The 20,430-nt window shown below is 31.0% G+C and carries 18 protein-coding genes; 5 read left to right on the top strand and 13 right to left on the bottom strand.

All coding sequences use genetic code 11. The annotated features are described in order from the left end of the window. Window positions 1-21 precede the first annotated feature (21 nt). The 5 genes from LRR82_RS07785 to LRR82_RS07805 all read left to right on the top strand — a co-directional run bounded on the left by LRR82_RS07785 (window position 22) and on the right by LRR82_RS07805 (window position 4,576). The gene (locus LRR82_RS07785) at window positions 22-1,170 is read left to right on the top strand and encodes an ABC transporter substrate-binding protein (RefSeq protein WP_249028869.1); all 1,149 of its coding nucleotides are present in this window, start codon (window positions 22-24) and stop codon (window positions 1,168-1,170) included. Between the two features lie 74 nt (window positions 1,171-1,244). After that, the gene (locus LRR82_RS07790) at window positions 1,245-2,120 is read left to right on the top strand and encodes a branched-chain amino acid ABC transporter permease (protein WP_249028870.1); all 876 of its coding nucleotides are present in this window, start codon (window positions 1,245-1,247) and stop codon (window positions 2,118-2,120) included. 9 nt (window positions 2,121-2,129) lie between these two features. Continuing rightward, window positions 2,130-3,101, top strand: a complete 972-nt coding sequence (locus LRR82_RS07795; protein ID WP_249028871.1) for a branched-chain amino acid ABC transporter permease — start codon at window positions 2,130-2,132, stop codon at window positions 3,099-3,101. Further along, window positions 3,101-3,865, top strand: coding sequence for an ABC transporter ATP-binding protein (locus tag LRR82_RS07800; protein ID WP_249028872.1), 765 nt, complete (start codon window positions 3,101-3,103; stop codon window positions 3,863-3,865). Before LRR82_RS07795 ends, LRR82_RS07800 begins: the two co-directional genes overlap by 1 nt. A gap of 9 nt (window positions 3,866-3,874) precedes the next feature. Then, the gene (locus tag LRR82_RS07805) at window positions 3,875-4,576 is read left to right on the top strand and encodes an ABC transporter ATP-binding protein (protein ID WP_249028873.1); all 702 of its coding nucleotides are present in this window, start codon (window positions 3,875-3,877) and stop codon (window positions 4,574-4,576) included. A 74-nt stretch (window positions 4,577-4,650) separates the two neighbouring features. Here LRR82_RS07805 and LRR82_RS07810 read toward each other — a convergent pair whose 3' ends face one another. From LRR82_RS07810 to LRR82_RS07870, 13 genes are all read right to left on the bottom strand, one after another. After that, a complete protein-coding gene (locus tag LRR82_RS07810; RefSeq protein ID WP_249028874.1) occupies window positions 4,651-6,072 on the bottom strand; it encodes an LCP family protein in 1,422 nt (473 codons plus the stop codon). A 110-nt stretch (window positions 6,073-6,182) separates the two neighbouring features. Next, the gene (glgA, locus tag LRR82_RS07815) at window positions 6,183-7,601 is read right to left on the bottom strand and encodes a glycogen synthase GlgA (protein ID WP_249028875.1); all 1,419 of its coding nucleotides are present in this window, start codon (window positions 7,599-7,601) and stop codon (window positions 6,183-6,185) included. Further along, window positions 7,601-8,710, bottom strand: a complete 1,110-nt coding sequence (gene glgD / locus LRR82_RS07820; protein WP_249028876.1) for a glucose-1-phosphate adenylyltransferase subunit GlgD — start codon at window positions 8,708-8,710, stop codon at window positions 7,601-7,603. Before glgD ends, glgA begins: the two co-directional genes overlap by 1 nt. Window positions 8,711-8,722: 12 nt before the next feature. Then, window positions 8,723-9,847, bottom strand: coding sequence for a glucose-1-phosphate adenylyltransferase (locus LRR82_RS07825; protein ID WP_249028877.1), 1,125 nt, complete (start codon window positions 9,845-9,847; stop codon window positions 8,723-8,725). A gap of 23 nt (window positions 9,848-9,870) precedes the next feature. Next, on the bottom strand, window positions 9,871-11,919 hold the full coding sequence (gene pulA, locus LRR82_RS07830; RefSeq protein ID WP_249028878.1) for a type I pullulanase: 2,049 nt from the start codon (window positions 11,917-11,919) through the stop codon (window positions 9,871-9,873). A 25-nt stretch (window positions 11,920-11,944) separates the two neighbouring features. Continuing rightward, a complete protein-coding gene (locus tag LRR82_RS07835; RefSeq protein WP_249028879.1) occupies window positions 11,945-14,344 on the bottom strand; it encodes a glycogen/starch/alpha-glucan phosphorylase in 2,400 nt (799 codons plus the stop codon). Further along, entirely contained in the window at window positions 14,331-16,214 is a 1,884-nt protein-coding gene (gene glgB / locus LRR82_RS07840) for a 1,4-alpha-glucan branching protein GlgB (protein ID WP_249028880.1), read from the bottom strand. The genes LRR82_RS07835 and glgB overlap by 14 nt, the downstream gene beginning before the upstream one ends. Before the next feature lie 133 nt (window positions 16,215-16,347). Further along, complete coding sequence (locus tag LRR82_RS07845) at window positions 16,348-16,611, bottom strand: HPr family phosphocarrier protein (protein ID WP_249028881.1); 264 nt, start codon at window positions 16,609-16,611, stop codon at window positions 16,348-16,350. Between the two features lie 121 nt (window positions 16,612-16,732). Then, window positions 16,733-16,942: a DUF6465 family protein gene (locus LRR82_RS07850; protein ID WP_249028882.1), complete on the bottom strand. Its 210-nt coding sequence runs from the start codon at window positions 16,940-16,942 to the stop codon at window positions 16,733-16,735. A gap of 44 nt (window positions 16,943-16,986) precedes the next feature. Continuing rightward, window positions 16,987-17,286, bottom strand: coding sequence for a YolD-like family protein (locus LRR82_RS07855; protein ID WP_249028883.1), 300 nt, complete (start codon window positions 17,284-17,286; stop codon window positions 16,987-16,989). Then, window positions 17,279-18,532, bottom strand: a complete 1,254-nt coding sequence (locus LRR82_RS07860) for a Y-family DNA polymerase (RefSeq protein WP_249028884.1) — start codon at window positions 18,530-18,532, stop codon at window positions 17,279-17,281. The genes LRR82_RS07855 and LRR82_RS07860 overlap by 8 nt, the downstream gene beginning before the upstream one ends. A 99-nt stretch (window positions 18,533-18,631) precedes the next feature. Continuing rightward, entirely contained in the window at window positions 18,632-19,414 is a 783-nt protein-coding gene (locus tag LRR82_RS07865; RefSeq protein ID WP_249028885.1) for an HAD-IIB family hydrolase, read from the bottom strand. A gap of 18 nt (window positions 19,415-19,432) precedes the next feature. Continuing rightward, on the bottom strand, window positions 19,433-20,419 hold the full coding sequence (locus LRR82_RS07870; protein WP_249028886.1) for a Gfo/Idh/MocA family protein: 987 nt from the start codon (window positions 20,417-20,419) through the stop codon (window positions 19,433-19,435). Window positions 20,420-20,430: the final 11 nt, after the last annotated feature.

A 20,430-nucleotide genomic window follows, 5' to 3' on the forward strand; every position in this document is an offset into this window, starting at 1 on the left:
TGAAATCGAGGGGAGAAAAAAATGAATATTAAAAAAATTATTTCTACAGTAGCTGTTGCCTCAATGCTTGTTGGGTGTAGCACTTCTACTGATTCAGGTAGCACTGAATTAAGCGAAGGAGATACAGTTTATATTGGTTATATTGGACCATTAACTGGTAGTACTTCTTCATACGGGATTCCAGTTGCGAATTCTGTAGAATTAGCGATTGCTGATTACAATGCATCTGAAGATGCAAAATATGTATTTGAATTAATCCAAGAAGATTCAGCTGGTGATGAAACACAAGCAGTAAATGCTTATAACAGTTTAGTAGCTGATGGTGTAGTTGGTATTATTGGACCTGTATTAACAGCAGAAAGTTTAGCAGTTGCTAATGCTTCAGCTGATGATTTAACTCCAATTATTTCTTCAAGTGCTTCAGGTGACTCTGTTACTTTAGCAACAGATGGTACAACAAGAACTAACTTCTTCCGTACTTGTGCTAATGACTCACAAGGTGGTAGTTATATTGCTTCTAAAGTAGGAGATGGAACAATCGAAGCTACTTCAGTTGCTATCTTAACTAACAGTGATAGTGATTATAGTATTGGATGTACTGATGCATTTGTTGAACAAGCAGAAGCTGATGGTGTAGAAATCGTTTATAGCGAATCTTATCCTTCAACAACTACTGATTTCAGTACTTATATTGATTCAATCTTAGCTAGTGGTGCTGATGCAGTATTTATTCCTGATTATTATGAAACAATCGCATTAATGGTTAATCAATTCTCTAATAGAGGATATGATGGTATTTTCTTAGGAACTGATGGATGGGATGGAGTTTTAGATATCGAAGGTGTTGATACAAGCTTATTTAATGGTTCTTATTATACAAATACATTTGATGCTCGTGTTGATGCAATCGTAGCTTATGAAGCTGATTATTTAGCAACTTATGGAAGCAGTACAAATATGTTTGGTACAATGGCTTATGATGCAACAATGATCTTAATTGCTGCTGTTGAAGCTACTGGAACTACTGATGCTGCTACAATTTGTGAAGCTTTAGCTGCTACTGATTATGACGGTATTACAGGTAACTTCCAATTTGATGATTCACATAATCCAACTAAAGATTTAGTTATTAAAACAATCACAGATGGAGCATATTCTTATTTAGATTAATATTTTAAACAAAGCAAATGAATATAAAGGAGAATTATAGTTCTCCTTTATTTTATTTTATAGGAGGTAGAAAAATGGATTTTATTGCTCAGGTTATTAATGGTCTTAGCACTGGCGGAATGTATGCCTTAGTAGCTATCGGATATACAATGGTATATGGTATTGCTAAGATGATTAATTTTGCTCATGGTGAAATTATTATGGTTGGTGCTTATTTTGCTTATTTTGTTTCTAGTAGGTTAGGTTTACCGGCACCTATTGCTGTTGTGTTTTCAATTGTTGGATGTGCTGTTTTAGGGATGACAATTGAGAAGGTAGCATATAAACCACTTAGAAATAGTGGTAGTTTAGCTGTATTAATTACAGCAATTGGGGTTAGTTATTTATTACAAAATGTATTTTTAATTATTTTTGGTTCTGCTTCTATATCTTTTCCAAGATTTTTAGAATCAGGGCAATTTGAATTTTTATCTTTAAAGATTTCTTATATTTCTTTATTATCATTGATTCTTACTTTTGGGTGTACTGCTTTATTAATGTTATTTGTTAATAAGACACGTATTGGTAAAGCAATGCGTGCAGTTAGTGAAGATAAAGGTGCTGCTCAGTTAATGGGTATTAATGTAGATAATACGATATCTATTACTTTTGCTATTGGTTCTGGTTTAGGGGCTATTGCAGGGATTATTTATGGTTTAAGTTATTCTTTAATTAATCCTTATTTAGGTACTATGTTAGGAATTAAAGCATTTATTGCTGCTGTATTAGGTGGTATTGGAAATATTAAGGGAGCAATGGTTGGTGGTTTAATCATTGGTATTGCAGAAGCTTTAACTATTGCTTATGTTTCTTCTACTTTCTCAGATGCTGTGGTGTTTGGTATTTTGATATTTATTTTACTTGTTAAACCTGCTGGTTTATTTGGTAAAAATGTTAGAGATAAGGTGTAGGTGATCGATATGAATAAAAGTGTAAAAAAACAATTAATTACTTCATTCTTATTTTCAATGATAGTCTATGCTATTTTATATTATGCGATGGCTACTAAAATGATTAATAACTACTGGACAGGTATTTTAATTACAGCAATTATTAATGTTATATTAGCTTCTAGTTTAAATTTAGCTAGTGGATTTTTAGGTCAATTAACATTAGGTCATGCTGGTTTTATGTCGATTGGGGCTTATGTTTGTTCTTTATGTACATTATATTTAGGTACTCCATTTATTTTAAATCTTATTCTTGGTTCTATTGTAGCTGGGTGTGTTGGTTTTTTAATTGGAATTCCAACATTACGTTTAAAAGGTGATTATCTTTGTATTATTACATTAGCTTTTAATGAAATTATTCGTGTTGTTTTATTAAATATTGATATTACCAATGGAGCTAGGGGTTTATTAGTTCCTAAGGAAACTTCATTTACTGCTGTTTTCTTTAGTGCCTTGATTACTATTTATGTTATTTATTGTATTGTGAAGTCAAGACAAGGGAGAGCGATTGTTTCTATTCGTGAAGATGAGATTGCTAGTGAGTTAGCTGGTATTCCTGTTTCTTATTTTAAAACAATTACTTTTGCTATTTCAGCTTTCTTTGCAGGGTTAGCTGGTGGTTTATATGCTCATTATATTACCATCATTACACCTTCTGTATTTGATTATAATAAGTCTGTTGAAATATTAGTAATGGTTGTTATTGGTGGATTAGGAAGTATTAAGGGAGCTATTATAGCTGCTATTGTGATGACTGTTTTACCTGAATACTTACGTGCTTTCTCTGAGTATCGTATGTTGTTATATGCAATTGTGCTTATTGTTGCCATGATTGCAAAGGAAAAGAATTTAGTTCAAACTATTAAAATTAAATTAAATTTAGATAAATATAAATCAAAATTAGGTATATTTAAATCAAAAAAAGAGGGGGTTGATGAATAATGAGTACGTTAAAAACAATCGGCCTTGGAATTCAATTCGGTGGTTTAAAAGCAGTTGATGAGTTTGATATTGAAATTGAAGAAAAACAATTGTATGGTTTAATTGGTCCTAATGGAGCTGGTAAAACTACTGTATTTAATTTACTTACTGGTGTTTATACTCCTACTAGTGGTCAAATCTTATTTAATGATAAACCAATTACTAAAAAATCTCCTACTCAAATTACTCAATTAGGAATTGCTAGAACTTTCCAAAATATTCGTTTATTTAAAAAGATGACCGTAATTGATAATGTAAAAGTTGGTTTACATCATTCTCAAAACTATAACTTATTTGATGCTATTTTCCATACACCTAGCTTTAATAAAGCAGAAAAAGAAATGGAAACAGCAGCATTAGAACTATTAAAAGTATTTGATTTAGACCAATATGCCTATTCATTAGCTTCTAATTTACCTTATGGTAAACAAAGAAAATTAGAAATTGCTCGTGCTTTAGCTACTTCACCTACTTTATTATTATTAGATGAACCTGCTGCTGGTATGAATCCTACTGAAACTGCTGAATTAATGGATACTATTCATTTAGTAAGAGATCAGTTTAAAATTTCTATTTTATTAATTGAACATGATATGAAATTAGTAATGGGTATTTGTGAAAAGATTACAGTACTAAGTTTTGGTACAGAACTAGCAACAGGTACACCTGAAGAAATTAAAAATAATCCTGATGTTATTGCAGCATATTTAGGAACGGATGAATAGGAGGATATTATGTTAAAAGTTAAAAATTTAAATGTACATTATGGTGTAATTCATGCTATTCACGATGTTTCTTTTGATGTAAAGCAAGGGGAAATCGTTGCTTTAATTGGAGCGAATGGAGCTGGTAAAACTTCTATTATGCATGCTATTAGTGGATTGTTAAAACCTACTAGTGGTGAGATTGATTTTTTAGATGAAAATATTATGAAAATTCCTGCTCATCAAATCATTAGTAAAAAATTAGCTCAAGTACCGGAAGGAAGACGCATCTTTGCTCAGTTAACGGTAGAAGAAAACTTAGAATTAGGTGCTTATCTTCGTACGGATAACAAAGTAGCTGAAGATATGGAACAGGTTTATAAACGTTTTCCACGTTTAAAAGAAAGACAAAATCAATTTGCTGGTACTCTTTCTGGTGGTGAACAACAAATGTTAGCTATGGGTAGAGCATTAATGTCAAAACCGAAGCTATTATTATTAGATGAACCATCAATGGGGTTATCACCAATCTTAGTAAATGAAATATTTGATATTATTAAAGAAATTAACGCTAGAGACGGTGTTACAGTCCTTCTAGTAGAACAAAATGCGAATAAAGCATTATCAATTGCTTCTCGTGCTTATGTTCTTGAAACTGGAGATATCACTATTTCTGGTGATGCAAATGATGTAATGAATGACCCTCGTGTTAGAGAAGCATATTTAGGTTAAAAAAGTATCTTTATTTCAAACAAAACCACCAAGGTAGATAAATGAGAGTTCATTTATCTACTTAGGTGGTTTTTTTATTCTTCTATTTCAATTAATTCTCCATTCATCATCGCTTCAATATAAGTAGAGATTGTATCTACTACCTCTTGATCTGGGAATACAACTGACAACTCCAAAGAGCCATAGCTATAAGTAGTAGCCGAGCCTGTTGTTCCTTCTACTTGCAAAGTTAAAAACTCCCATTCATCATTATCATCTATTTGCATTTTTAATAAAGAAATAATTTCACTTGAAGTCATATTTGTTGAAAATGATCCATCGACTGCATCTAAAATATCCGTATAGTTTAATAAAATACTCGGTGAAATCATTTTTTCTATCATTGCTTCTAATAGTACTGTTTGATTAATTCCACGGTCAAAATCTCCATTAGGAAGAGCATAACGTTCTCTAGCAAAAGCAAGTGCTGAAAGCCCATCTAAATCATTCAATCCAATTTCAATATCATAATCTAAGTAATTCGTAGTAAATTCATACTCAGAATATACAGTTACTCCCCCTAGTGCATCCACTAAATCAACAACAGATGTAAAATTCACTTTTACATAATAATTAATTTCAATATCTAAAAACTCTTCAATAGTTGCAACAGATTCACTAATCCCATATGTCCCTGCATGCGTCAGTTTATCATAGGAATCATAACTAGCTAGTTCTACATAACTATCTCTTGGAATAGAAGTCATTAGAATTTGATTTGTTTCCGGATTAATTGTTAACACCATATTTACATCACTTCTAGAAACAGTATCCACACTACCATATGTATCAATACCACTAATATAAATAGTGAAAGGTTCACTAGTAACTTCCACACTTTTTGATATATCTTCTATTTCTTCTTCTATTTCATAATTCCAAATTACTTTTGTTTCATCATCAAAATCTGGATAATCAAATTCTATGGTAGTTCGATCTGTTTCATTAAAAACTATTGCATCTACTGTCCCATCATATAAATCATTTGTTAAAGATGTAAAATCTTCATAAACAACCATTGTTGTTCCTATTTCTTGTAATTCTTCGATAACGATCGATAAATTATCAACATCCCCATTCGTATTCACCCCAATACTTAACTCTTCTAATCCTTCAATATCTTCTATACTACTATCATTTAAAACAACTACTGAAAATCCTTGAATCTGTATGGTTGTTTCTGTCATATTCTCTAACAACATTCTACTATGATATACATAGACTCCCGCTATTGCAACTATACTGGATGTAATAAAAGTAAGCACAATAACATATCGATTCATCTTCCCTTTTTTAAAGATACCTATTTTAAAAGCTGTAAACAACACTAAAAACGCTACTACATAAATAAGATATCTAGTAGGCAAGATATTAAAAATAACTAATTCATATAAAAACATACTATTAATCAATACTTGTACTATTATCATTATTCTCTTTATATTTTCTTTTTTCATATAAACACCTCATTTCATTATTCACAAAACATAGTATAATAAAACACATTTTATATAAATGTGTTTTTTGTGTAATTTCATGTTAAGTAAAAAGCACCTATTAGGGTGCTTTAGATGTTTTCAAAGATAGAAATATATGTTTTTGCACTTTCGTTCCAATCTAAATTAGTAGTCATTGCATTTTCAATAATACTATTCCATTGATCTTTATCATCGTACATTTCTAGAGCATAATCAATAACATGCATCATATCATAAGAGTTATAATTTGTGAAACTAAATCCTGTTCCTGTTTTTTCAAACTCATTATAAGGTGTTACACTATCCTTTAATCCTCCAGTCTCTCTAACAATTGGGATTGTTCCATAACGCATAGACATCATTTGAGAAAGCCCACAAGGTTCAAATAATGATGGCATTAAGAACATATCACAACCTCCATAAATACGACATGACAATCCAAAATCATACTTCATATTTAAAGATAATTTACCTGGATACATCCAATCAATTTGATTGAATTGTTGTTCTAATTCAAAATCACCTGCTCCAAGTAATACTACTTGAACATCTCTTTCCATTAAAGTATGGATTTGTTCTAAAATTAAACTAACTCCTTTTTGCCAAGTAAGTCTTGTAACAATACCAATTAATGGAATATCTTTATCTTCTACTAATCCTACTTCTTTTTGTAAAGCAACTTTATTGACATACTTTGATTCAATCGTTGCTAGATCAAAATTTTCTACCAACGCAGGATCTGTTGTTGGATTGTTTGTAACATAATCAATCCCATTTAAAATCCCATATAAATCGCCTTTTCTAAGTTCAAGAATATGTTGTAATCCTTCACCATATTCATTCGTTAAGATTTCTTGTGCATAGGTTGGTGATACTGTAGTGATAATATCACTATATAAAATAGCACCTTTCATCATATTAAAGCAATCATCATTACGTAAATTACCTGATGTATATAAAGATTCAGATAATCCAAATACACTTTGTACTAAAGATGGTGCTGCTTTTCCTTGATAAGCAATATTATGAATTGTAAATACTAACTTAATATTTGCATAATAAGGATGCATACTATATTTTTCACGATACAAAGGAGCAATCATTGCAGTTTGCCAATCATGCATGTGTAAGATATTTACTTCTAATTGTAAATGTGAAATTAATTCTAAAACTGCAAAATCAAAATAAGCATAACGAAGATTATCATCATCATAACCATATAACCCAGGTCTTTTAAAATATTCTTCATTATCAATAAAATAGAAACGAACTCCATTCTTTTCACACGTAAAGACACCACAATGTTTTTTACGCCATCCTAAATAAATATCATAGCTAGTAACATACTCTAAATCTTCACGGCATTTCAAATCCGCATACAGTGGTAAAACAACTGTACAATCATGTCCCATTTCCACAAAAGCTTGTGGTAAAGAACCAACAACGTCTGCTAACCCTCCAGATTTAATAAATGGTGCACATTCACTAGTAGCCATTACTATTTTCATTAAACAACATCTCCTTCTTTAACATAAAGTGGTTCAATGCTTGTACCAGTTAAAGACTTCGATACTTCTACTTTAGAATCTTTATCTAAAATTACATTTTCTAAAACTGCTCCTGGTCCTACTACAGAACCTGATAATAAGATACTGTTTTTAACAACCGCTCCAGTTCCAATAACTACATCACGACCAATAATACTATTTTCTACATGTCCATCAACAATTGCTCCATTAGCGACAAAACCTTTTTTCACTTTCGCATTTGCTTTATATTTTGATGGTGGTGTATCTTTTGTATTTGTATAAATAGGCCAATTTGATTTAAATACAGTAGAGAATATTTCAATATCTAAGAACTCTAAAGAATGTTTATAATAAGCTTCTAGAGAATTTAAACATGTTGCATATCCACGATATTCATATGCAGCAATATCTGCTTCATCGCATAAATAACCTAAAATATCACTTAAATCAAAGAACGCACTAACACTACTTGATTTTTTCATTAATTTCATTAAGTAATCTAAATTAATAACATAAGTACTCAATGACATACATCTTTTTTTACGATTTCCTTTATTTACTACTACTTCAATAATCTTATTATTTTTTACACTAACATATTTTTCACCAATAAATGATTTATCAGCATCGTCAATGTTTTTATAAACCATTGTAATTTTACTTCCTGATTTTTCATGAGCCTCTACTACTTCACTATAGTTTAGTGTTGTAATAATATGTGCAGGAGCAATTACTACATAATCTGCTTTTGTTTTATTAAAGAAATATTTGTTTTCAATCATGTTATTAATATCATGATTGTAATGAGGATTATTCGCATATTTTTCATTATATAATAACGAAATTCCTCCTGATTTTGAGTTAAAATTCCATGAGTTACCAAGTCCCATATGTTTAAATAATGATCTAGGTTTTTCTTTAATTAATACACCAACACTATCAATCCCTGAATTTGAAAAGTTTGATAATGCAAAATCAATAATTCCATATCTTCCTAAAAAACTTACTGAAGCCGCTGGTCTTCTTTCTGTTAATCCTTTGTAATCTACATTCGCATGAAGATTTACTAATCCTATTACTTTTGCCATATTATCTCCCTCCTAGTCATTATTAGAAACTAACGCCACATTTTTAGCTTCTTTATTTATTATTGTTCCACTTGTAACTACTACATTTTCATCAATAATTGCTTTATATACTTCTGCACCCTCTTCAATTAATGCTCCTGGCATAACAACTGAATCAACAACTTTTGCACCATTTCCTACATGCACACTATCAAACAATACTGATCCTTTTACTTCACCTTCAATAATACATCCTTGTGTAACCATTGAATTCGTAATATCACCTTGTTCACCAATAATTTGTGGATGACTATTAGTATCTCCTGTATAAATTTTCCAATCTCTTTTTAAATTATACATATCTAAATCTTCATCTGATAATAAATCAATATTAGCTTGCCATAAACTTTCTACAGTTCCTACATCTTTCCAATATCCTGCAAATTCATAAGCAAATAGTTTTTTCCCTGCATTTAACATAGCTGGAATAATATTCATACCAAAGTCATGTTTACTATCCGCAACTGCTGCATCATCCACTAAATATTTCTTTAGTTCTTTATATGTAAAGATATAAATACCCATTGACGCTAATGTAGATTTTGGATGTTCTGGTTTTTCTTCAAACTCATAAATGGTTCCATCTTCTTTTGCATTCATAATACCAAAACGACTAGCTTCTTCTAAACTTACATTTAATACTGCAATTGTACAATCCGCATTTTCTTTTTTATGCTCTTCTAACATTTTATCATAATCCATTTTATAAATATGATCTCCTGATAAAATCAATACATATTCTGGATCATATTCATCTAAAAAGCTGATGTTTTGATAAATTGCATCCGCAGTACCTGCATACCATGTAGCTCCTACTTCTCCACGTTCACGGGCTGGTAAAATAGCTGCTGAAGAATTACTTCCACTAAGCCCCCATTTAATCCCTGACCCTACATAAGTACCTAATAATACCGATTCATATTGTGTTAATACACCTACTACATCGATACCTGAATTTGCACAGTTACTTAATGGGAAATCAATAATACGATACTTCCCTCCAAAATACACTGCTGGTTTAGCGATGTGAGCTGTTAACGCTTCTAGACGCGTTCCTCTCCCACCAGCTAAGATCATTGCTACCATTTCTCTGTTCATTTTCTTTCCTCCCAGTTCTTTTGTTATTTTTCCACGATAATGTATGTTTCTAGCGGCTCAATACATACAGATGAAAATTCTTTTTTTATGCTATTAGCACTTGTAAGAAAGACAAGTTGATCATCTTCCAAACAATAATGTGGACTCTCATTCGTTGGATTTACTATAATAGTAACCCTTTTTTCTCCCTCTAAATGATAAACTAAAATAGAATGCTCTAATTTTTCAATACGTAAAGACTTTTCTATTTCCTTTTTATCCTTTAGTTTTAAATTAGAAAATGATTTTCTAAAAGCAATTAATGCTTTTACCCATCCTACTTGTTCAATATAAGTTTCCTTATTCTCCCAACGTATATGATTAATATCATCTCCTGCATTATAACTGTTTTCACAGCCTAATTTACTACGACAAAATTCTTGTCCTCCATGAATAAATGGAATTCCTGGACTTAATAAAATCATTGCATTCAACATTTTTTGTTGCTTTAAGCGAATTTCCAAAGAAAAATCAGTATGTTCCTGGATAAAATCAAATAATGTTAAATTATCATGACAAGATACATAATTTAAAGATTGCATTGGCTCTTTCCAATTCGATTGATATGTTAAAACATGAACCAGTTTTTCATAACGACTTTGATTTCCCAAAGCATATCCTAAATACTGATTATCACCACGCATTAAATCTCTAAATTCATCATTAAAGAAGCTAATATTTGGCATCTTTTGTTGATTTACACTCATTGCCTTTTGATTATTAGCTAACATAGTGGGCATATCCCACCCTTCTCCATATACTACAAAAGAAGGATTAATCTCTTTACATCTCTTTTCAATCTCATTTATTGTATCAATATCTAAAATCCCCATTAAATCAAAACGGAACCCATCAAAACCATAAATCTTTGTCCAACGTATTGCCATATCTACTAAATACTTACGTACCATTAAACTAGCACTATTTATATCATTAGAACAAAAACTACCATTTGACATATTCATCCAATCATCATTACGGAAATAATAATAAGGTACTAACTTTTGAAAACTAGACGTATCAATATCATAAACATGATTAAACACAATGTCCATTACTGCATATATCCCACGACGATGAACTTCATTCACCATTTCAACACATTCATTAACACGACATAACGGATCATAACAATCACTGCTATAGCTACCTTCTGGTACTCCAAATTGCATTGGATCATAACCCCAATTATATAACAACTCTGGCTTTGTTTCTTCTACTGATGCAAAATCATGAATTGGAAGAAATTGAAGATGAGTAATCCCCAAAGATACAATATGATCGATCCCTGTTGATAATCCATTTTTAGTTTTTAAACCTGGTTCTACAAAGCTCCTATACGTACCTTTTTTTGTATAATCACGGATACTTGCTTCATAAATAATCATTTCATGTTTTTTAATTAATTTTTTATTAGGAATAGAATTACTAATATATTCCTTTGCAATCACAACACTTTCTTTCCCATTTGCACTACTACTATAGGCATATGGATCTATTGTTTCTTGATAATCTTGACCATCATAAACTAAATAAGTATATGTTGCTTTATGTAAATCTCCTAAAACATCCACAAAATATACTCCACGATCATGGCGTTCCATTTCAACAACATGTTGTTTACCATCCAGTGTGTATTTTAATAACATCCCACAACTTGTAGGTGACCACACTTTAAAACTAGTATGATGCTTGTGATAACTTGCTCCCAAGTCATCACCATCATAAAAGTATACACGATCAAACAAAGGATCATTTACAATCCCTCGACACGCTATATAACGAGTTAAACCATAATTATTTAATATTTGATAAGGATGTCCTAATCGGATATTATCTACAAGCAATTCATACACATGATATTCTCTATCTAAATAGTCATGAACTATTTTTGCTTCTTTTATTTTATTGTGATCAATATCCTTAAGGTAAAAGTTCTTAACAATTCCTTTATAATACTGTTTATCTACCTCTACTTTAATGATATTAAAACGCTCTAAATAAGCATTCATAGACATATGCTTCTTACTCATAAATTCTCCTTAGTCTTACTCTATATTATAGTTTCTTTACTGGTTCAATATGCCAAATTTCTTTTGCATATTGTCCAATCGTACGATCTGAAGAGAAATATCCTGATTTCGCAATATTTACTAAACAAATTCTAGCCCATTTCGTTCTATCTTTATATAATTCTTCCACTCTTTTTTGTGCTTTTACATAACTATCAAAATCAGCTAATAATAAATATTGATCATTATGATTCATTAACTCTTCAAAAACTCCTCTAAACTCTTCAGAAGAAGTTCCCCACTCTGTACTTAATAAAGAATCAATGACAGTTTTAATACGGAAATCATTGTGGTAAATATCCCAAGAAGAATATGTTCCAGAACGATATGTTTCTTGTACTTGTTCTTCTGTTAAACCAAAGATAGCACAATTATCATCTCCCACTAATTCATGAATCTCTACATTAGCTCCATCCAATGTACCTACTGTAATAGCTCCATTCATCATAAACTTCATATTACCAGTACCACTAGCTTCTTTACCAGCTGTTGAAATTTGTTCTGATACATCTGCAGCAGGCATAATCATTTCAGCCAATGTAACTCCATAGTTTTCCACAAAAATAACTTTTAAATAATCTTTTGTAACTGGATCATTATTTACAACATCCCCAACACTAGTAATTAATTTAATTACTTTTTTAGCAAAGAAATAAGCAGGTGCTGCTTTTGCTCCAAAAATAAATGTTCTAGGATAAATTCTAAATTCTGGATTACGTTTCATTTCTTGATATAAATAAATAATATGCATTACATTTAATAACTGACGTTTATAAGCATGTAATCTTTTAACTTGGATATCAAAGATAGAATTAACATCTACTTCTACTCCATTATGTTCTTTAATATAGGCTGCTAACTCTTCTTTTTTCTGTTTTTTAACATCTAAGAATTGTTCTTGTATTTTTGGATCATCTACAAACGCCATTAAATCTTCTAATTTATCTGGATTATGAATCCATTCTTCTCCAATTGTTTCTTTTAATAAGTTACGTAATGGTAAATTTGAATACGCTAACCATCTACGGTGTGTAATACCGTTTGTTTTATTATTAAATTTATTTGGATACAATGTAGCAAAATGTTTCATTTCTGAATTAATTAAAATATTTGTATGAATACGAGCTACTCCATTAACACTATAACTACCAGCAATCGCTAAATGTGCCATATGTACTTGATCATCTTTAATAATACGTACATGATTTAATACTTCTTCTGGATTATCTGCTACCTCTTTTACAAAACCAGTAAAACGACGATTAATTTCTTCAATCATCATATAAACACGTGGTAATAAAGCACGCATAATATCAACAGGCCATTTTTCTAATGCTTCTGATAAGATAGTATGGTTTGTATAAGCCATTGTTTGTTTCACAATACTCCATGCATCTAACCATTCATAATCATATTCATCTACTAAAATACGCATTAATTCAGGTATTGCTAGAACTGGATGAGTATCATTTAATTGAATTGTATGTTTTTCATGGAAATTATCTAAATTTGGATATTGTCTTAAATGAGCTTTTACAATTGCTTGCACACCTGCAGAAACAAAGAAATATTGTTGTTTTAAACGTAAAACACGACCTGCTTGTGTTGAATCATCAGGATATAAGTTTTGACAAATTTCATTAACTTCTTGTGAATACTGTCTAAAGTCTTTATTCGTAGGAATGTTATCACTTACTTCAGATGACCACATACGCAACGTATTTGTAACAAAAGTATCATTACCTACAATAGGTATATCATAAGGTACAGCACGAATACATTCTGCATCAACATGTGTAAATTTACCCGTTTGTTCATCCCAAACCACACGTCCCCAGAATTTAACATCTACCATATGTTTTGATTTTCTAATTTCCCATTTGTTTGTTAAACTCATCCATTGATCAGGTATCTCTGTTTGATATCCATCTACCATCTTTTGTTTAAATAAACCAAATTGATAACGAATTGTATTCCCATGACCAGGTAGAGAACTAGACGCTAAAGAATCTAAGAAACAAGCAGCTAATCGACCAAGTCCCCCATTTCCTAATCCAGGATCTCTTTCTAAATCTTCTAAATCATGAATATTAATACCTAAATCTGCTAATCCTTCTTTTACCATTTCATAATAACCCATATTCATTAAGTTATTTGTAAGTAAACGTCCCATTAAGAATTCCATTGAAAAATAATGAACTTCCTTTTGTTCGTTATCATGAACACATTTTTTTGTATCCGCCCAATTCTTTGAAGTTTGGACACGTGTCATTCTTTCTAATACAACAAATTGTTCTGTCATATGTGATTCTTCTAAAGGTCTACCATAACTATCTAGTACTCCTTTACGAAATTGCTCTTTAAATTCCTCTTTACTTGTGAACATCTTTTTTCCCCCTAATTTGTTCTTGCCATGTAAATATCATGGATGCATATGGTGCAATAATAACAGGTATAAAATATTCTTTACCAAGCACATTTTCTTTTATTGCTTGAATTGGCTCTTTGTTAAACTTATTGCCTCCCGAATAAATCCCCTTATCACTATTTATTGCTTCTGTATATAAACCCTCTTTTACTACTGGAATCTTATACCCATTGTGATAATTTCCAGTAAAATTCATAACTACAACTACTCTTTGCCCTAATTTATCACGTCTTTCATAAGCAAAAACACTTTGTTGATTGTCATCTACTACTAACCATTCAAAACCTTCCATATAATAATCATATTCATACATACAAGGATTATGAAGTACAAATTGTTGTAATTCTCGAATGTATCGATGAAATGAGTCATGTACTGGATATTCTAAAATATTCCAACCTAATGACATTGATTCATCCCACTCTTTATATTCACCCAACTCATTTCCCATAAAGTTTAACTTTTTACCAGGATGACTATACATATACATATATAGTGTTTTTAGTTGTGCTAACTTTTGACTATAATCTCCATGTATTTTATCAATAACCGTTCCTTTTGAATGAACTACCTCATCATGAGAGAATGGTAAAATATAGTTTTCTCCATAAAAGTAAGCCATTGAAAAAGTCATCAAATGATGATGATATTGACGATGTACTGGATCTAATGACATATATTTAAGTGTGTCATTCATCCAACCTAAATCCCATTTATAATCAAAGCCTAATCCACCATCCTGACTAGAACGTGTAACCTTTGGATAATCTGTTGAATCCTCCGCAATTAAAATAGCTCTAGGTACTCTTTCATTTAGTTTATATGACATACGTTTCATAAACTCAATAGCACCTCTATTTTCACCATTTTCTTTATTCCCTTTATAATAAATCAAATGACTAACTGCATCAAATCGAATTCCATCAAAATGATAAACATCAATCCAAAAATGAACTGCTGACATCATAAAACTACGAACTTCTTCTCTACCCAAATCAAAATATACACTATCCCATTCGCTATAGCGTAAACTCATATCAGGATACTCATACACACAACCACCATCAAACTCCACTAAACCATGGATATCTTTTACAAAGTGAACTGGTACAAAATCCATAATCACTCCTACACCAGCTTGATGACAAGCATCAATAAATGCCATTAATTGTTGTGGTTTTCCATAACGACTAGTTGCACTAAAATAACCTGTTGATTGATATCCCCAAGAACCATCAAAAGGATGTTCTAACAAAGGCATCAATTCAATATGGGTATAACCCATTTTTATTACATAAGGAATAATTTTATCAATTAATTCATCATAATTAAAAAATATTCCATCTTCTTCAATCGTTGGTTCTTCTTTCATTTTCCAAGAACCAAAATGCATTTCATAAATAGTAAGCTTTTTATCAAAAAGCTTATCTTGATTTTCTAACCAACCAGCATCATCCCATTGATAGCTATTTACATCTGCTACCACGCTTGCACTATGAGGTCTAACCTCACTAGAAAAAGCATATGGGTCACTTTTATAAATCACTTGATCATAACTAGTTGTAATCGCATACTTATAAACACAATCGATAGCAACTCCCGCTACAAATACTTCCCATATTCCTTCTGATTTCTTTTCCAAACAATGTGTGTCTACTTCCCAGTTATTAAATTCTCCCACGACAGCTACTTTTTTTGCATTTGGAGCATACACACAAAAACGAACCCCTTGTTTGTTTTCGTGATTCATCGGATGAGCACCAAAGATCTTATACGCCTCTAAACATTGTCCTTCATGAAACATTTGTACTAAAAAACGATCTAACATACTGCTCTCCCCTTTCCTTTTTTCTATTATATCAAAATTAATAAGTAATAAAAAGTTAAAGCCAAAATTTAACTTAATATTAGTAAAAAAATAAGGTAGCACTGATTATCTCGTGCTACCTCCAATCTCCCCACTATTCACTAATACCATATTCTACTAAGACAGTTTTAATTTTTTCAATAGCAGCTACTTCATCGCCGCCTTCTGCTCTAACAGTACATATTGCTTTTGTAGGAACTCCTAATGCAATCAATCCCATGATTGATTTCAAGCTAGCCGTTTTTCCATTATATTCCAGTGTTAACTTGCTATCGTATACACCAACTTGACTAACTAATTGTGATAATAATTTGGCATGTAACCCAAGTGGGTCTAGCACAATAAAATCATGTGTCATAACTTGCCCTCCTCGTATTCTATAGCCTCATTATACACCTATAAAAGAATACTTTCAAACAAAAATGATAGCGGTTACAAAAAAAGACAGTTTCCTGTCTTTTCCCCCTCTTGCACCTTACTTATAAATTGATATTTCCATCAATTATAGATTCATCTTTCATTGTAGCAAGGTAATAAACAACTGATTCAGTTGGTTTGTAAAACATTTCTAAAGTATCAATTTGAGTTACTTTAACTTTTTGTGCTTTTAGTTCTTCTTTCACAGCTTTTTCTAAATCAGCTACTACTACGTTACTTCCTAAAAACTGTACTTCCATGCTTGCTTTCATACTTTACCCCTCCCTTTAAATTTGTATTCAATATATCATAACTTTCAACACACATCAATATAATAAAGCATACAAATACATAAAATAGTCGAATTTATGCATAATTTTTGATTATCAAACGAATTTAACACCCCTTTTAGTCTATGATACTCTCCCATATCATAATACAAAACTTCTATTTCATCTCCTATCTTTAAACTTCTTAACGTATCATCAATATCTTGCATTGCTTCTTCAAATAATATTTTTTGATGTTTTACTTCCTGTTCTTTTGCACGCATTGCCTCTTGCAATCCTTTCAAAGCATCCATGGGCATATATTGGGCCACCCTTGATTTATTCACGATTATGTCCTCCTATTAATAGATTCCTTTTTTTCATCGTTGCTTTTTCTTGCATATTCATTCCTTTCAAAACAGCATTTTTTCCATACTTATATTGGATAGTATGTAAAGCTTCTTGTAATTGCTTTTCTTTTTCAATTTCTTCTACATTATCAAACAGAGTATATTGAAAATATTCTTTTGGTTTTAAATGATTCATAGAAATAGAAACTTGGCGAATAGCAATATCTTGCACTGTCTTTTTTTGATACAACACCTTAAAATAACCAATCATTTGGCTATATAAATTCGTATAACCATCAATCCTCATTGATCCACCAGTTGGTCGTATTTGTTCATTAGAATAACGAATAGATAAAGCAATATGATTACTAACAAGCCCCATCCCACTTAACTCCAAACATAGCCCTTCCACCATTTCTTTTACAATCAACCAAGCATCTTGATAATTATAATCCTCAAACAATACTTGTCCTTTTGATTTACTATGTTCCACTGATCGATATTGTTTAATATCTTGAATACTAACTATCTCTTTTCCCTTCGCATGATCTATCATTGCTTCACTAAGAATCCCAAATTCTTTATACAATACCTCACTACTAGTATTAATAATATCATTCATTGTATAAATATGATGTTGATGTAACCTTCTTTGTATCCCTTTTCCTATTTGCCAAAAATCAGTTAATGGCTGATGTTCTCCTAATTGTTCTTTAAATAATGATTCATTTAAATATGCTATCCCATCTTCTTGATGTTTTGCAAGAATATCCAAAGCTATCTTAGCAAGATATAAATTTGTTCCAATACCTGAGGATGCACTAATTCCTGTTTTTTGATAAACCCTAGTCATCATCGTTTGAACTAATTCATAAGGAGTTTGTTTATAAAACTTTAAATAACTACTTAAATCTATAAATGCTTCATCAATAGAATAAACATGAATATCCTCTTTTGCAACAAACTCTAAATATACCCCATAAATAGTAGCTGCATAATCAATATACATTTGCATCCTAGGCTTTGCAATAAGATAGTCTATATAACTAGGTATCTCATAAATGCGACAACGATTCCTAATCCCTAAACTCTTTAAACTAGGAGAAATAGCTAAACACAATGCTCCTCTTCCTCTTTGCTTATCTGCTACCACTAAATTAGTACAAAAAGGATCCAATCCTCTTTCAACACATTCTACGGAAGCATAAAACGTCTTTAAATCAATACATGCATATACTTTCATCTTCATCACCAAAATGACTATAACATATCTATTTTTTCTAACTTTGTCAAAAAAACAGATAAGAACCAATTATTTGGTTCTTATAAAAAAAAGAGAATCTTACGACCCTCCTAACATCTTATCTACTACTTGCCACACATAATCTACTTGACTCTGTGTATGCATTTGAATATCTTTATCTACACGGTGAAAAGTAAAAGCATGATCTGCTACTTCAAACATTGGAATATCATTATAAGAATCACCAATGCAGTATGTTTCGACATCTAATTTTTCTTTTAAATAAGTAACCCCTTTTCCTTTATCACAACCCGGAGCACAAACATCCAAGTAATGTAAATTAACATGTCCTGTTACACTATCACGATGATTGGTATCAATATATTCCTTCAATACCATTAATCTTTCTATTTGTTGATCCATTTGATGGAATGATATTAATTCAACACCTGATAAACCTTGAAATGTACCTAAATAATCAAAATCTTCTAATAATGTTCTACCACCCGTATTATCAATATAACTTTTCCCTTGTTCATAACAATACGTATTTGTTCCATCAAAGAAATAAGTAGTAATATCTAATTCCATTGCCTTTAATAAAATATCAAAAGCTGCTTTTTGATCCATTGTATAATGATACAATGGACCTTCTTCTTTCGAATAAAGATATCCTCCATTACTCAATACCAAATAATCATAAGACAATCCAAAAGCATTTAGAGGTACTTGTACCTCACTAAAATTTCTACCTGTATTAAAAGCTACTAAATGACCTGCTTCTTGTAACTCTTTTATTTTTGTTACATCCTTTGAACAAAGTAACTTATCGCCATGAATGATTGTCCCATCCATATCAATAAACAATATTTTCTTCTTCATCTAATCTATCCTATCTTCTTATTTTAAATCTGCTGGAAACACTAATCCTGCTGATTTTCTAGCTTGCGTTAATACATCCATTACATCCACACTAACTTTTAAACTCGCATCTACATATGCTTGATCTCTTGTTTTCATAATTTCAACAAATTTAACAAACTCAAAATACATACGATGTTCATCCCCTTGAATATTTGTTGGAGCTACATTACTGTCACTGTTTTTAGCAACTGTAAAATCATTCAATAAACTAACTGGGCCCATAATCATAACATTCCCTTTATCACCTTGAATCGTACTCATCACTGGTGCTTTACAATCTTTTGCTCCAATACATACTGCTTTAAAAGTTCCATAATCCATTGTAACAATTCCTGAAGTATCAATATTTTGTTCAATATTAGCCATATATTCTACTTTTTTAGGCATCCCAAACAACGCTACTACAAAATTAATATTATAAACATTTAAATCCATTAATGCTCCACCAGACATAGCATTATCAAATGCTGGTAAAATAGTACCTTGTTTAAAGGCATCATAACGTGATGAATATTGAGAATAGTTAGTTGTTACTATTTTAATATCTCCTAAACTAGAAATACTTTCTTTGACTAATGGCATATTTGGTAGAAAGTGAGTCGTTAGTGCTTCTATTAATATTTTCCCTTGTTTTTTAGCTAGCTCCACTAATTCTTCTAATTCTGTTTTATTAGAAGTAAATGGTTTTTCACAAATAACATCATAACCAGCAAGCAATGCTTGTTTACATGCTTGGTAGTGCATATGATTTGGCAAAGCAACATATACTACTTCCATTTCTTTATCTTCAAAGAATGCATCCATTTCATTATATTGGTTAGCTATCGAATGTTGTTTTCCAAACTCTGCTAGTTTCTCTTCATTTCTAGCATACATACTAACTACTTCTAATCCATCAACAAGATGACTAAATGTAAAAAAATCTCTAATAATAAATCCTGAACCCATAATCCCTAATTTCATTTTCTGTTCCC

This window comes from Tannockella kyphosi, from assembly GCF_021054785.1.
Classification (GTDB): Bacteria; Bacillota_I; Bacilli_A; order Erysipelotrichales; family Coprobacillaceae; genus Tannockella; species Tannockella kyphosi.